The sequence below is a fragment of the Marinomonas primoryensis genome, assembly GCF_013372285.1.
GTDB lineage: Bacteria > Pseudomonadota > Gammaproteobacteria > Pseudomonadales > Marinomonadaceae > Marinomonas > Marinomonas primoryensis.
The window spans coordinates 3,819,566-3,834,562 of the sequence record NZ_CP054301.1 but is presented as its reverse complement, the minus strand read 5'-3'; the positions used below and the strand labels follow the sequence as shown (position 1 = coordinate 3,834,562).

Genomic DNA, 14,997 nt, shown 5'->3' with positions numbered 1-14,997 from the left:
TATGGCTGTGACTTTAATTGAGCATTAACTTTAAGAACCGCCCTGTGTGTGAATTATCTGCTTGAGCAATGTCCTCAGGTGTTCCTTCGGCAACAATATAGCCACCACCGCTACCACCTTCAGGCCCTAAATCGATCACCCAATCGGCTGTTTTTATGACGTCTAAATTGTGCTCAATAACAACGACGGTATTACCGTGATCTCTAAGTCTATGAAGGACCTTTAGAAGTTGTTCAATATCGGCAAAATGCAATCCGGTAGTTGGTTCATCTAATATGTACAGAGTCGCCCCTGTGTCCCTCTTAGATAACTCTTTTGCTAGTTTTACTCGTTGAGCTTCCCCCCCTGAAAGCGTTGTTGCGGCCTGCCCTAAACGAATATAACCTAGACCAACATCAACGAGTGTTTGTAATTTTCTGGCGATAGATGGAACGGGATCAAAGAACTCACGCGCATCTTCAATAGTCATTTCAAGACATTGACGGATGTTTTTGCCTTTGTAATGAATTTCTAAGGTTTCACGATTGTAGCGTTTGCCTTTACACGTGTCGCAAGGTACATACACATCTGGAAGGAAGTGCATTTCTACCTTAATTACGCCATCTCCTTGACAGGCTTCACAGCGTCCACCTTTTACGTTGAAGCTAAAACGCCCCGGTTTATAACCGCGTGAACGAGCTTCTTGTGTTGCTGAGAAGAGTTCCCGCATTGGTGTGAAGATACCTGTATAAGTGGCAGGGTTAGAGCGAGGCGTCCGACCGATGGGGCTTTGGTCAATATCGACGCACTTATCAAATAGTTCCAAGCCGTCAATACGCTCATGGGGGGCGGCTTTTAATGTTGTTGCGCCATTAAGTGCCGTTGCCGCCAGCGGGTATAAGGTACCGTTTATAAGTGTTGACTTACCTGAACCTGATACGCCTGTAACGCACGTCATTACGCCCACTGGAATTTTTAAGTCTACAGTGTTTAGGTTGTTGCCTGTTGCACCTATTAGTTTAAGAAATTGTTTGTCTTTGGCTTGGTGTCGAATTGCTGGAATTTCAATTTTTCGTTTACCAGTCAAAAATTGCCCTGTAATGGATTCTGGGCAATCCATAATGTCTTGTGGTGTTCCGCTGGCGATGATTTGGCCGCCATGGACGCCGGCTCCCGGGCCAATATCGACAACAAAGTCAGCTACACGAATGGCGTCTTCGTCGTGTTCTACCACGATAACGGTATTGCCTAAATCTCTGAGTCTTGTGAGTGTTGCAATCAGGCGTTCGTTATCTCTCTGGTGTAAGCCAATGGATGGCTCGTCAAGAATGTACATAACGCCGACTAACCCTGCACCGATTTGGCTGGCAAGTCGAATACGCTGCGCTTCGCCGCCTGATAGCGAATCGGCTTTGCGGTCAAGGGTTAGGTACTCAAGACCTACATTAACTAAGAATGTCAGCCTATCACGAATCTCTTTTAGTATTTTGGAGGCGATTTCACCACGAGAGCCTGGTAATTCAAGTGTTTCGAAATATTTTAAGCATTCTGCAATCGGATAGGTCACCACTTCAGGTAAGGTTTGTTCGGCAATGAAGACATTACGTGCGGAACGATTTAGTCGAGATCCGTGGCACTCAGGACAAGATTGAACGCTTATGTATTGTGATAAGTCATCACGAACGCTGTCGGATTCTGTTTCATGATAACGTCGTTGTAAATTTGGAATGACACCTTCAAAAGAATGTGAGCGAGTCATTTTATCGCCACGCTCATTAATATAGATAAAGTCTATTTTGTCCTTTCCTGAGCCTTGAAGTATACGTTTTTTAAAATCCTCTGGTATGTCCTGATATTTAGACTCGATATCAAAGCCATAATGCTTCGCTAAGGCGGTGAGTTGCTGGTAGTAGAAAATGCTACGTCGTCCCCAGCCACGAATTGCGCCTTCTGCTAATGTCAGTGTTTCATCATGAATGATTCTATCTGGATCAAACATTTGATGCGTACCAAGGCCATCACAAGTTTGGCAAGCACCGTTTGGATTATTAAAAGAAAAAAGGCGGGGCTCTAGTTCCGTTAAGCTGTATCCGCAAACAGGGCAGGCGAATTTACTAGAAAAAATATACTCTTCTTTGTCATCATCCATGTTAATGACTTTGGCAATACCATCGGATAAGCCAAGGCAGGTTTCAAAGGACTCGGCTAAGCGAAGTTGTAAGTCCGACCGTACTTTAAAACGATCGATGACGACTTCAATGGTATGTTTTTTATTTTTTTCTAAGGTAGGTGCATCATCTAAATCCACGACGATGCCATCAATGCGTGCACGAATGAACCCCTTTGAAAGCAAGTCGCTAATGGTGTGTAAATGCTCACCTTTTCTATCTTTGACGATAGGAGCTAGCAGCATCATTTTCGTTTCTTCAGGTAGCGATATAACTTTATCGACCATTTGTGATATGGTTTGCGCCTCTAATGGCTCACCATGATCTGGACAGCGAGGTTGTCCTGCTCGGGCAAATAACAGTCGCAGATAATCATAAATCTCTGTTATTGTACCGACGGTTGATCTAGGGTTATGTGAGGTTGATTTTTGTTCAATTGAGATCGCCGGCGATAGTCCTTCAATGTGGTCAATGTCAGGTTTCTCCATCATGGATAAAAACTGGCGAGCGTATGTTGAGAGAGATTCTACATAGCGGCGTTGCCCTTCGGCATATAGTGTATCGAAGGCGAGCGAGGATTTCCCTGAGCCTGATAGGCCAGTTATCACCACAAGTTTGTCTCTTGGGATGTCTAGGTCCACATTTTTAAGATTGTGAGTGCGGGCCCCGCGTATGGTAATGGTATCCATGAGTCTCCAATGTGAAGTCGATCAACAGAAAAAATCTGCTAGTAAATTAAATAACTGTCTATTTTTACAGTAGTTGAAATGGAGCTTCAACGGTATTTTTTGTAAAATGAACATCTTTTTTCTTAATCCCCTAAGTTAAGTGGTTGTAACTTCCTTATGGATCTACTTGAACGTCGTTCTGTCCTTGCACTAGCGCTGATCTATTTATTTAGAATGTTAGGTTTATTCCTTATTCTGCCTGTCATCGGTGTTGCGGCTGACGGATTAACGGGAGCAGATGCCGCTTTAATTGGAACCGCGATTGGCATTTATGGACTTACGCAAGCGAGTCTGCAAATTCCGATGGGAATGTGGTCCGATAAAATAGGCCGTAAACGCGTGATTGTCATTGGTCTTTTGTTGTTTGCTATTGGTAGCCTGATTTGTGCGAATGCCGATGATATTATGGTGCTAATTGTTGGCCGAGCCGTTCAGGGTGCGGGTGCAATTGCCAGCACCTTGATGGCACTGCTAAGTGATGTGACAAGGGAACAAAATCGCACGAAAGCAATGGCAATTGTTGGCGTTAGTATTGGCGCCTCTTTTATGCTTTCTTTGGTGTTGGGGCCATGGATTTTCGCATTGGTTGGCCTTTCTGGTCTTTTCTACCTTTCTTTTGTTTTATCATTACTTGGCATCATTTTGATTATTTTTGCTGTGCCAAATATTGTACAGCATACCTTTCGGCGTGATACGACACCTAGCCTTACAGCACTCGGTCTTGTCCTAAAAGATTCAAATTTACGTTTTTTAAACATCAGCGTGTTGCTGTTGCACGCGAGCTTAACGGCTTTGTTTGTTACCGTGCCAGGATTGTTGGTAAATCAATTTGATTTACCACTGTCGCAACACAGTTGGTTATACCTCGCCATCATGGGTTTTGCTTTTGCAGGTATGTTACCATTAGTGATTATTGCTGAGTCAAAAGGCAAGATGAAAGGCGTGCTCGTCGCGGTGCTTATGCTGTTAGGTGTAAGCTCGATATTGCTACAATGGGCTCCTTATCTTTGGGTCTTTGGTGTTTTATTGTGGGCCTATTTTGTCGGCTTTAATTCATTAGAAGCGACATTGCCTTCATTGATTAGTAAACTGGCCCCTGTTGGTTATCGAGGCACGGCAATGGGGGTGTTCTCTACTCATCAGTTTATGGGGTCTTTTTTGGGTGGTGTTGGCGGCGGTTGGCTGCTTCAAAACCATTCAAGCAGTGGCGTCTTTTGGTTTGTTGGTGTTATGTTTTTGATTTGGTCGATGGTCGGTGCTGTTCAACCGGCCCCTCGTCAGTTAAGTAGTTTGGCGTTTAGCTTACCCAATATGACAGATGAAGAAGTATCGACGTTGGCGAATCAACTTTCTGAAATCCAAGGAGTGGAAGGTATGCAAATTTTCAAAGATGAGCAAACGGCTTATCTTAAAGTCGATAAGAAATTATTAGATAAAGACACTTTGATGCGATTGGCACCACAAGTGATTCTTTAAAACACATCATTTTATCTTTTTAGTTGGAGAACAACGTCATGGCACGTGGAATAAACAAAGTAATCTTGATTGGTAACGCAGGCAATGATGCCGAAGTGCGTTTTATGCCATCTGGAGCAGCGGTTGCAAACGTGAACATAGCGACATCAGAAAGTTGGCGTGACAAGCAAACCGGTCAAATGCAAGAGCGCACCGAGTGGCACCGCGTAGCCTTTATGGATCGCGGCAACTTCCGACTGGGTCAAATTGCGGGCGATTTCATTAAGAAAGGCTCAAAAGTTTACGTAGAAGGCTCGTTGCGTACTCGTGAATGGGAAAAAGATGGTATCAAACGCTACACTACAGAAATCGTTGCTAACGAAATGCAATTGTTAGATGGTCGTGGAGATGGCGGAAACGCAGGCCAGCAAGGCGGATACGATTCAGCCGGTGGACAGGGCGGTTATGGCAATGCGCCACAACAAGCAGCACCTCAGCAAGGTGGTTACGGACAAGCTCCGGCCGCTGCACCACAGCAAGCACCGCAAGGCTTTAACCAGCCGCAAAGTGGCGGTTATGGTCAAGCTCCACAGCAAGCGCCAGCACCTCAACAAGCTGCGCCACAGTCCTTTGGTAGCTGGGGTAATGCTCCTCAACAAGCGCCTGCTCAAGCGGCACCACAACAACGAGCTCCTCAGCAGGCCGCTCCGCAGCGTGCGCCAGCACCAAAAGCACCTGAGCCGAAACCTCAGCAAGCGCCAAACTTTGATGACTTTGACGATGACATTCCCTTTTGAGGTTTACATAAATTAAAAATGTCTAATTAAGCTTAAAATGAAAAAGGCCTGTTCGCGTTTGCACAGGTCTTTTTTGTTATGTATATAGATGCTGAAGAAGGTCGATGAATAATGGGGTATAGGCGGTGAGTGACGAAGATGACACATCTTTGTTTGCGCAAGAGGTGGCGGGAATTAAGCCGCTTAAAAAATACGAAGTCTATCTGCGGAAAAAAGGCCCTCAGGTGGACTTTCATGTCCGTAAACAAGCCGCCTCGATTGCTCAAGAAGCCGACAGAAATCACTTATCACACGATTTCGTTGAGAAGGTGGAACCGAACGATGTGCTTGGGTATAAACGTTCTGGTGTCCAAGACGGTGTTTTTAAGCGTTTAAGGCAAGGTAAATACGGGATTGAGGCACGTTTAGATTTACATCGTCATACCGTGGCTCAAGCTCGCGAGCAAGTGTATCAATTCGCGGATGATTGTATGCGCAATGATATTCGGGTGGCGATCATCGTGCATGGGAAGGGCGATCGAACGCCAGAACCAGAAAATCAGGCAATGATTAAAAGCTATATAAATAAATGGCTTAGAGATCTCGATGTGGTAATGGCGTTTCACAGTGCGCAGCGACACCATGGCGATCTAGGCGCCGTTTATGTGTTGTTCAAGAAAACAGAAAAAGCCCGTTTGGAAGATTGGGAAAAACATCAAAAGCGCTAGTATCATGTTGCGCCTGAAAAGAAAGCGTTCACGTTAGTTCGTGCAGTAAATAGCATATTTTTGCTATAATTCCGCCACTTTGCTGTCTTGGACTTATGTTGTCTTGAATGTATCCAAGCTGCCCCAAAACATTGTAATCATCGTATTCAAAATCCTATCGAGGTAGAGAATGGCAAACCGCACCGCGCACCATCCTGCATTTACATTTCTTCGCAGTGAGTTTATCGACGCTCTTAATGTGACTGTTCAAGAGTTTGAGCACACCATAACGGGTGCTAAGCATTTTCATATCGCATCAGAAAACGATGAAAACGTTTTTTTGGTCGGTTTAAAAACTGTTCCAACTGATTCTTGTGGTGTGGCACATATTCTTGAACACACCGTATTGTGTGGCTCTGAGCGTTTTCCAGTGCGTGATCCTTTCTTTATGATGATTCGACGTTCGTTGAATACCTTTATGAATGCTTTTACGTCTTCAGATTGGACGGCTTATCCGTTTGCGAGTAAGAACAAGAAAGATTTCCATAACCTACTGGACGTGTATTTAGATGCGGTGTTCTTTTCTCGCTTAGATGAGCTGGATTTTTCTCAAGAAGGTCATCGTTTAGAGTTTGCTGAACCTGACAATGCTGAGTCGGATTTGACCTTTAAAGGGGTTGTTTTTAATGAGATGAAAGGCGCAATGAGTTCGACGACGTCGGTCTTGTGGCAAACCTTGACGAAATACTTGTTCCCGAATAATACGTATCATTTTAATTCCGGTGGCGAGCCAACAGACATTCCAGATTTATCTTATCAGGATTTGTTGGCATTTTACCGTACGCATTATCATCCTTCTAATGCGGTGTTTATGACGTTTGGTGATATTCCAGCGGAGATCTTGCAAACCGAATTTGAAGACAAAGTTTTAAGCCGATTTGAACGCTTAGAGACGCAAGTGAGTGTGCCGTATGCCAAACGTTATTTCTCTCCGGTTCGTGTCGAAGAAGGTTATGCGGCAGATGAAGTGAAAGAAGATGGCAGTCATGTGGTTGTTGGTTGGTTGCTGGGTGAAAGTACCGACTTAAACCAGCAATTTGAAGCGCAACTACTTTCGAGTGTATTGTTGGATAACAGTGCTTCGCCTTTGCTTCGGGTATTAGAAAACAGTGATCTTGGTCGCGCGCCGTCACCATTATGTGGTCTTGAAGACAGCAATAAAGAAATGAGCTTTATGTGTGGTTTAGAAGGCGTGAAACGTGACGATGCGGAAAAAGTAGAGGCATTGATTTTAACCACGCTGGAAGACATCGCAAAAAATGGTGTGCCACAAGAGTCGGTAGACGCCATGTTACATCAATTGGAATTGAGTCAACGTGAAGTGGGTGGCGGTAGCTATCCATATGGGTTACAGCTGATCTTGGCTGGGTTGTCGACCGCTGTGCACGATGGTGATGTTATTGCTCAACTGGATTTAGATCCGGTTATCGACGCCATGCGCGAAAAAGTGCGTGATACACAATACATTCCAAACCTTATTGAAACCTTATTGTTGTCAAACGCACATCGTGTATCGATCACATTGAGTCCTGATGACGCATTAGAAACGCGTCGAAATCAGGCTGAAACGGATCGACTAAGCAAAATCAAAGCGGCGTTGTCTGATGAAGATAAAGCTAAGATTGTTGCTCGCAGTGCCGCGTTAAAAGCGCGTCAATCGCAAATTGATGATATGAGTATTTTGCCAAAAGTGGGCTTGGAAGATGTTCCAGCTCGTTTGCCTGAATACGAAAATGAAAAAGTATCAGGTGATTTGCCAATTACCTTTTATCCTCAAGGCACGAATGGTTTGGTATACCAGCAATTGGTAATAGATTTACCGGAACTAGATGAAGAGGAAATAGAGTATTTGCCTTTGTTCTCTTCGATGATGACAGAATTAGGTATTGGTGAAGAAGACTATTTAATCGTTCAAGAACGTCAGGCTCAGGTTTGTGGTGGTTTGGGTGCTTCCAACTCCATTCGTGCCACCATTGAAGACCGACAAGCGCTTAATGGTTATTTTATTTTGTCATCTAAAGCGTTAGTACCAAATGTCAGAGCTATGAGTGAATTGCTTAAAGACACCATGCTGAATGTTCGTTTTGATGAAGCAAGTCGAGTCAAAGAGCTGGTTGCTCAGCGTCGTGCTCGCCGTGAGCAATCTATCACAGGACAAGGTCATTCGCTGGCGATGACTGCGGCAGCGAGTGCGCTTTCTGGGTTGGCGGCGCAACAAGAAAAATGGGGCGGAATGTCCGGTATTCGTGCGGCAATTGCCTTAGATGATTCCATGAAAGCCGATGGCAGCACCGTTGATCGTGTGTTGGCAATATTTAAGCGCTTACATGCGAAGTTATTGCTGGCGAATAAACAGCTTCTTTTGGTAGCTGAACCCCAGCATGAGGCGAGTATATTGAGCGATGTTCAGGCTGTTTTCGCAGACTTGCCAATGGGTAGCGAAGTGACGAAATTTTCGTTAGTGCCTGCGGATTCTAAAGTGAATGTTGCTTGGTTAACATCCACTCAGGTGAGCTTTTGCAGTAAAGCGTTTCGCACTGCATGCGGGGATCATCCTGATGTTGCAGCGTTGACTGTATTGGGTGGCTTTCTACGTAATGGCTTTTTGCACCGGGTGATTCGAGAGCAAGGTGGTGCCTACGGTGGCGGTGCGAGTTTTGATGGAAGTACGGGCGCTTTCCGCTTTTACTCTTATCGTGATCCGCGTTTGACTGAAACCTTGTCGGATTTTGATGCTTCGATTGAGTGGATGCAGAATGAGACGCACACAGAAGAAGCGCTTGAAGAGGCTATTCTTGGTGTAATTGGTTCCATGGACAAACCTGGATCGCCCGCTGGCGAAGCGCAAAGTGACTTTTATGTCCATTTACATGGTCGTAGTTTGACGTACCGAGAAGCGTTCCGAGCCAAAATATTAGCCGTGACCATTGCTCAATTGAAGCAAGTGGCTAAGACGTATTTAACCAAAGAGAATGAAAACACCGCCGTGGTAACATCCACGTCAAAACGTGCGGAATTAGAAGCATTAGGGTTTGATATTCAGGCCTTATAATTTGGCATTTTTATAATAAAATACAAAGCAGTTTTTACTGACGGAAAATTAAATGGATCAGTTTCACGATATACGCCCCTACAACGACGATGAGGTCGCCGAGGTGCTGCATAACTTGGTTGAAACACCAGACTTTGTTAATACTATTATTGGCTTTCGATTTGCCCAATGGCCCAAGTTTTTAAGGGGGCCTTTGGTATTTGGTGTTAAGTTTGCTCTAAAGCGCCAAATTTCTAAGATTACTAATATTCACGATTTTCAGTCGATTGTTGCGAACTATATGGAGCGGATGATCAAGACTACGACCTCTAACGTAGAATATCGAGGCATTGAAAAATTAGATAAAAAAACGGGCTATTTGTTCCTATCAAATCATAGGGATATCGCAATGGATCCCGCCTTCGTAAACTATGGATTGTATTTGGCTGGTTTAAATACGGTACGTATTGCGATCGGTGATAACCTCTTGCGCCGTCCTTTTGTGTCGGATCTTATGCGCTTAAATAAGAGTTTTATCGTGAAGCGTTCTGCCAATGGCATTCGCGAAATGATGGCGGCTTTTGGGCAGCTATCGGGCTATATTACTCATTCTTTAATGCAGGACCAATGCAACATTTGGATTGCTCAAAAAGAAGGTCGAGCAAAAGATGGCTTGGATCAAACAGATCCTGCGATCATAAAAATGTTTTACATGAGCCAGAAAAAAGAGAAAAAACCGTTTGCTGAGGCCATGGCGAACTTGAAAATTGTTCCGGTTTCTATTTCCTATGAATACGATCCGTGTGCCTTTGATAAGGCGAATGAGTTACATCAGAAGTCGACCACTGGCAATTATGAAAAAGCAGAGTTTGAAGACATAGACAGTATTAAAAACGGGATCGTCGGTCAGAAAGGTAAGGTTGTTGTGACCTTTGGTGATGTCATTAAAGATGGCTTTGAAACGCCAGAAGAATTTGTCGCCGAGGTAGATCGCCAGATTATTACGCATTATGCGATCCAATCTACGAATGAAGCGGCGTTGGCATTGCAGAAAGGAGAGTCTTCGACAGACAGTGCTTTTTCAAGCTACCTAGAGCGTTGTCCAGAGAATCTGAGAGAAACCGTGCTGGCAATGTATGCTAATCCATTAAAGCAGCAGCAAAAATATCTGAATAAACAACCGTAGGGAGTAAGGTGTCAATGGGCGTATGGGAGTCATTAAGGTCTTGGGTAGGCTCAATAATCTTTTTTGTTTATTATGCGATCTCAACCATTCTGTTTGGTGCGCTTGCACCTTTGGCGACAGTGTTGTTGCCGAAGGCTTGTCGTCAGCCAGTACTTAATCTGCACAATAAAGGCTTGCTGTTTGTCTTTCGCGTTGTGTGTGGGGTGAAAGTCGAGATCATTGGGCTCGAGCATATTAATAAAAATCGACCATTTGTGTTGGTGGCAAATCATCAAAGTGAATGGGAGACGTATGTGTTACAAGTATTGATGGCACCCGTTTCGACAGTACTAAAAAAAGAGCTGCTTTCGGTGCCATTCTTTGGTTGGGGGCTACGAATGGTGCAGCCTATTGCAATAGATCGTTCTCAAAAAACCAATGCTTTGAAGCAAATCATTAGTCAGGGAAAAGAGCGTTTAGAAGATGGACGTTCTGTTTTGATTTTTCCAGAAGGCACCAGAATAGCTCCGAATGAAGTCGAAGCTTTTAATAAAGGTGCGGCTATGCTGGCAACGTCTGCGAATGTGCCAATATTGCCTGTTGTGCACAATGCTGGTTATGTTTGGCCTGGTAAGCGGTGGCGTAAGTTTCCGGGTTCGATTCGTGTTGTTATCGGCCCTATTATTGAATCTGAAGGGAAAAAAACATCTCAGCTGCACGACGAAATGGATGCTTGGATGCGTACTGAGATGGCCAAACTTCCAAAAGGAAATGATTTCCTTTTTTAGATTAAAAGATTTCAGAGTCAGGTTTATAAACATAAAAAAAGCCGCATCAATGAATGCGGCTTTTTTGTGGGCTTAAATTTCTATGCTTGGTATTTTTTGAATACCAAGCTGGCGTTTGTACCACCAAAACCAAAGCTGTTAGACATAACCAGATTTAGGTCTGCATTGTCTTTGCGAGTCATCACAACAGGAATGTTGCCAGCCGCTGGATCAAGGTTATCTATGTTTGCAGAAGCTGCGATGAATTTGTTCTCCATCATTAGCAAGCAATAAATAGCTTCATGAACGCCTGCCGCACCTAGAGAGTGACCTGACAAGGATTTAGTGGAGCTAATCAATGGAATTTTGTCACCAAACGTTTCGTTAACCGCTTGAAGCTCTTTCATGTCGCCAGCAGGAGTACTTGTACCATGAGTATTGATGTAGTCAATATCACCATCAATTGTGCTCATTGCCATCTGCATACAACGTACTGCGCCTTCACCAGATGGTGCTACCATGTCGTAGCCATCAGACGTTGCGCCATAACCCACCAACTCAGCGTAGATTTTCGCGCCACGTGCTTTAGCGTGCTCAAGCTCTTCAATAACGAGCATGCCGCCACCGCCAGCGATAACAAAACCATCACGGTTTGCATCGTAAGCGCGAGACGCTTTTTCTGGTGTTTCGTTATATTTAGAAGATAGAGCGCCCATAGCGTCAAACATACAAGTCTGAGCCCAGCTTTCTTCTTCGCCGCCGCCAGCAAAGACAATGTCTTGCTTGCCAAGTTGGATTAATTCCATGGCATTACCAATACAGTGGGCACTGGTCGAACAGGCAGAAGTGATTGAATAGTTAACGCCTTTGATTTTAAAAGGTGTCGCTAAACAAGCGGAAACCGTACTTCCCATTGTCTGAGTTACACGGTATGGACCGACGCGTTTAACGCCTTTTTCGCGTAATGTATCGGCAGAGTCAACTAGGTTTTGAGCAGATGCACCGCCAGAACCAGCCACTAAGCCTGTACGTACGTTAGATACTTGGTCTTCTGTCAGGCCTGAATCTATAATCGCTTGTTGCATAGATACATAAGCATAAGTCGCAGCATCAGCCATGAAGCGGCGAATCTTACGATCAATATTACTTGCATCTAAGTCAATACGACCACAAACATGGCTACGGAAACCGTATTCTTTGTAATCTTCAGCGAAACGAATGCCAGATTGGCCTTCGCGCAAGGAATTCAGAACGCTCTCTTTGTCATTACCTAGGCAACTGACAATACCAAGACCTGTTACTACTACACGACGCATAAATGTGCCTCTTTCATTCTTAATCTTTAGAAGTTATCAGTTGAAGTGAATAAGCCTACACGCAAATCTTTTGCTGTGTAAATTTCACGACCATCAACGGATACGCTTCCATCTGCAATACCCATAACCAACTTGCGTTCAATGACGCGCTTAAGTTGGATATGGAAAGTGACTTTTTTGGCGGTTGGCAGGATTTGGCCTGTAAATTTCACTTCGCCGGAACCAAGTGCGCGACCGCGACCTTTATTGCCTTTCCAGCCTAGAAAAAATCCGACCAGCTGCCACATAGCGTCTAAGCCAAGGCAACCAGGCATAACTGGGTCGCCAGGGAAGTGACATGCAAAGAACCAAAGATCAGGGTTTATGTCTAGCTCAGCAATAATTTCGCCTTTGCCATGTTCCCCGCCATCAGTCGAGATATGTGTTATGCGATCCATCATTAGCATATTGCCGACAGGAAGTTGGGCATTGCCTGCACCAAACATTTCTCCGTGGCCGCATTTTAATAGTTCGTCTTTTTCAAAAGATGAAGCTGTAGTCATTATAGTCCTATATCCACATCCAACCGATGACTCAAAATGGTCAGGTGGATTCATGTGGTCCAGTTTGCAGTATAAAATCTAGCTGATTATATCGGTTTGGAACCTTAATATGAATGTTTGAACGGAAAAAAACCGAATTACCTGAATAAAAAATGATCATTATTATGTTAATTCTAGCATTTAGGGAAGATTAGAGGGTTTTGAGAGTGTTTGTTATTACCATTTCCGTTTATTTTTTCTGTTAGGATATTTGCTTTGGTAATATCTTACTGGTTTGAGAGCCCTTATGAGAGTGAAAAAAAATACAAATCTAGCCGTATGGCAGCATCAAGTAGGCAGTGGTCATATTCAGGGATACCTGAGTCAGATTGAGAAAAATCAGCCGACCATTCATTTTCTTCATGGTAATGGTTTTTCGGTAAAGACATACCAGCATTTTTTGGAAAAACTCGATGGCTATAATTTGATTATGCAGGATGCGGCGGGTCATGGTGAATCAACGTCTGGTGAGCGGTTTGTCGGTTGGAATGTGACGGCCTCTCGTTTTACTGAATCATTGAATGTGCAGCGAGCAATGCTCCCTAACACGGAACTGATTGGTCTTGGTCATAGTTTTGGTGGTTGTATGACGGCTTTGATGAGCGAGAAGACGCCTTCTCTTTTTGATCGTCTGGTTTTGTTGGATCCCGCACTTTTTCCTCCTCGACTATTGTGGATGATGCGAGGTGTAAAACTAACAGGCTTGAAAAGTCAGATACCCTTGGTAAGGCAGGCTCGTCGGCGTCGTACTCAATGGGAAAGCTTCTCTCAGGTAAAAAACAGTTTTTATGAAAGGGGAACGTTTAAAGGTTGGGAAGATGCTTGTCTAGACGATTATATTAGCTCATCGATTAAGCGAGATGAAAAAGGGCACTATCAACTGGGGTGCCCGCCATGGATGGAAGCCGCCATATTCTCAAGCTACCCAAAAGGACTTTGGAAGGCAATCGCTAATATTTCTGTGCCGACCACTATTATTCAGGGCAAAGACACCTTTGATTACTTTAAGGAGGCTTATCAGCTTGCGGCAAAGCGTAACCCAAATATCCATGTTGTTGAGGTCGAGGGAGGGCATTGTTTTATGCAGCAGCATACTACTATGGCGGCTGACGCTGTGATCAATGTGTTGAAAGGGGAGAAATAAACCAAACACATTTGATGTGTCTGTGTTTGGTTTTTAATGGGAGATTAGTTACGGCGCTTTACTGATGCATTTGCTAAGGCAATGAGTGCCGTTTTGTATTCAGACTCTGGTAGCGAAGCGATAACAATGATTGCTAAATCCGCTTGCTCTTGTGCTTTTTGCTGTGTGTATTCAATCGCACCACAGTTTTGCACGTCATTAATAATGGTTTCTAGCTGCTCTAGTCCACCTGTGAGTATGGCTTGCCTTACTCGCTCAACGGCGTCTTTCTCACCGTATTTCATTGTATAGATTAACGGTAAGGTGGGTTTGCCTTCAGCAAGATCATCGCCAACACTTTTGCCCATTTCTTCCGCCGTGCTGGTGTAATCCATGACGTCATCAATGAGCTGGAAGGCGGTGCCAACATACATGCCGTATTGTCGTAACGCTTCTTGAAATTCAGTACTTGCATCCGCTATAACGGCGCCGCAAAGTGCTGCGCCTTCAAACAGTTTGGCTGTTTTGTACTGAATAACCTTTAGGTAGCTTTCTTCTGATGTGTCTGGGTCGCCGCAGTTTATGAGTTGTTGAACTTCGCCCTCGGCAATGATGTTGGTGGTTTTTGCTAAAATACTCATGCATCGCATGCTGCCAACATCGACCATGATTTGAAAGGCGCGAGAATACAGGAAGTCGCCAACCAAGACGCTCGGTGCATTGCCCCACTCTTCATTAGCGGTCTTTTTGCCACGGCGCATGTCGGATTCATCGACAACATCATCATGTAGCAGGGTAGAAGTATGGATGAACTCTATAATCGTTGCCATTTGAATAGCTTGATTAAGTTTGGTTGTATCGAGTTCTGCGCTGGCTCTTGCCGCCAATAATACCAATAGTGGCCGCAGTCGCTTTCCACCATTGCTAATGATGTAGTAGCCGATCTGTTCTATTAAAGGGATGTCACTACTAAGTTGTGACACAATATACTCGTTCACTTGGCCAAATTCATTGGCCACAACGTCATGTATTTGTATAGGTTGCATGCAATTTCCGAAGCTAAATAGTCTCACGCTGATCAGCAAGTGTGCCTCATGCTAGGTAAGGCTTGTGTCAGGGTCAACCTAAAATGCGAAAAATG

The 14,997-nt window shown here is 44.3% G+C and carries 11 protein-coding genes; 7 read left to right on the top strand and 4 right to left on the bottom strand.

Annotation, left to right across the window (positions count from 1 at the left end):
* Nucleotides 1-13: 13 nt before the first annotated feature.
* On the bottom strand, nt 14-2,836 hold the full coding sequence (uvrA, locus tag MP3633_RS17820) for an excinuclease ABC subunit UvrA (RefSeq protein ID WP_112135134.1): 2,823 nt from the start codon (nt 2,834-2,836) through the stop codon (nt 14-16).
* A 156-nt stretch (nt 2,837-2,992) separates the two neighbouring features.
* Between uvrA and MP3633_RS17815 the strand changes: the two genes are divergently transcribed.
* From MP3633_RS17815 to MP3633_RS17790, 6 genes are all read left to right on the top strand, one after another.
* A complete protein-coding gene (locus MP3633_RS17815) occupies nt 2,993-4,351 on the top strand; it encodes an MFS transporter (protein WP_176336541.1) in 1,359 nt (452 codons plus the stop codon).
* Nucleotides 4,352-4,389: 38 nt separating this feature from the next.
* The gene (gene ssb, locus MP3633_RS17810) at nt 4,390-5,127 is read left to right on the top strand and encodes a single-stranded DNA-binding protein (protein ID WP_176336540.1); all 738 of its coding nucleotides are present in this window, start codon (nt 4,390-4,392) and stop codon (nt 5,125-5,127) included.
* 125 nt (nt 5,128-5,252) lie between these two features.
* Entirely contained in the window at nt 5,253-5,834 is a 582-nt protein-coding gene (gene smrA, locus MP3633_RS17805) for a DNA endonuclease SmrA (protein ID WP_176336539.1), read from the top strand.
* Nucleotides 5,835-6,003: 169 nt separating this feature from the next.
* Entirely contained in the window at nt 6,004-8,925 is a 2,922-nt protein-coding gene (locus tag MP3633_RS17800; RefSeq protein ID WP_176336538.1) for an insulinase family protein, read from the top strand.
* Between the two features lie 52 nt (nt 8,926-8,977).
* Nucleotides 8,978-10,090, top strand: coding sequence for a 1-acyl-sn-glycerol-3-phosphate acyltransferase (locus tag MP3633_RS17795; protein ID WP_176336537.1), 1,113 nt, complete (start codon nt 8,978-8,980; stop codon nt 10,088-10,090).
* 14 nt (nt 10,091-10,104) lie between these two features.
* On the top strand, nt 10,105-10,857 hold the full coding sequence (locus MP3633_RS17790; protein ID WP_176336861.1) for a lysophospholipid acyltransferase family protein: 753 nt from the start codon (nt 10,105-10,107) through the stop codon (nt 10,855-10,857).
* A gap of 80 nt (nt 10,858-10,937) precedes the next feature.
* Here the strand turns inward: MP3633_RS17790 and fabB are convergent, their stop codons facing one another.
* Both fabB and fabA read right to left on the bottom strand, forming a co-directional pair.
* On the bottom strand, nt 10,938-12,152 hold the full coding sequence (fabB, locus tag MP3633_RS17785) for a beta-ketoacyl-ACP synthase I (protein ID WP_112135120.1): 1,215 nt from the start codon (nt 12,150-12,152) through the stop codon (nt 10,938-10,940).
* Nucleotides 12,153-12,178: 26 nt separating this feature from the next.
* Nucleotides 12,179-12,694, bottom strand: a complete 516-nt coding sequence (gene fabA / locus MP3633_RS17780; protein ID WP_112135118.1) for a bifunctional 3-hydroxydecanoyl-ACP dehydratase/trans-2-decenoyl-ACP isomerase — start codon at nt 12,692-12,694, stop codon at nt 12,179-12,181.
* A gap of 286 nt (nt 12,695-12,980) precedes the next feature.
* Between fabA and MP3633_RS17775 the strand changes: the two genes are divergently transcribed.
* A complete protein-coding gene (locus MP3633_RS17775) occupies nt 12,981-13,877 on the top strand; it encodes an alpha/beta fold hydrolase (protein ID WP_176336536.1) in 897 nt (298 codons plus the stop codon).
* A 44-nt stretch (nt 13,878-13,921) separates the two neighbouring features.
* On the opposite strand, the gene ispB is transcribed toward MP3633_RS17775, so the two are convergent.
* Nucleotides 13,922-14,902 (bottom strand): octaprenyl diphosphate synthase, encoded by a 981-nt coding sequence (gene ispB, locus MP3633_RS17770; protein ID WP_112135114.1) that lies wholly within the window; start codon nt 14,900-14,902, stop codon nt 13,922-13,924.
* Between the last annotated feature and the right edge of the window lie 95 nt (nt 14,903-14,997).

What these genes read in the sequence shown, in the direction of transcription:
- MP3633_RS17815 (WP_176336541.1), top strand. Translation starts at nt 2,993, where the DNA reads ATGGATCTACTTGAACGTCGTTCTGTCCTTGCACTAGCGCTGATCTAT.
- uvrA (WP_112135134.1), bottom strand. Translation starts at nt 2,836, where the DNA reads ATGGATACCATTACCATACGCGGGGCCCGCACTCACAATCTTAAAAAT.
- MP3633_RS17790 (WP_176336861.1), top strand. Translation starts at nt 10,105, where the DNA reads ATGGGCGTATGGGAGTCATTAAGGTCTTGGGTAGGCTCAATAATCTTT.
- MP3633_RS17795 (WP_176336537.1), top strand. Translation starts at nt 8,978, where the DNA reads ATGGATCAGTTTCACGATATACGCCCCTACAACGACGATGAGGTCGCC.
- ispB (WP_112135114.1), bottom strand. Translation starts at nt 14,902, where the DNA reads ATGCAACCTATACAAATACATGACGTTGTGGCCAATGAATTTGGCCAA.
- MP3633_RS17800 (WP_176336538.1), top strand. Translation starts at nt 6,004, where the DNA reads ATGGCAAACCGCACCGCGCACCATCCTGCATTTACATTTCTTCGCAGT.
- fabA (WP_112135118.1), bottom strand. Translation starts at nt 12,694, where the DNA reads ATGACTACAGCTTCATCTTTTGAAAAAGACGAACTATTAAAATGCGGC.
- MP3633_RS17775 (WP_176336536.1), top strand. Translation starts at nt 12,981, where the DNA reads ATGAGAGTGAAAAAAAATACAAATCTAGCCGTATGGCAGCATCAAGTA.
- ssb (WP_176336540.1), top strand. Translation starts at nt 4,390, where the DNA reads ATGGCACGTGGAATAAACAAAGTAATCTTGATTGGTAACGCAGGCAAT.
- fabB (WP_112135120.1), bottom strand. Translation starts at nt 12,152, where the DNA reads ATGCGTCGTGTAGTAGTAACAGGTCTTGGTATTGTCAGTTGCCTAGGT.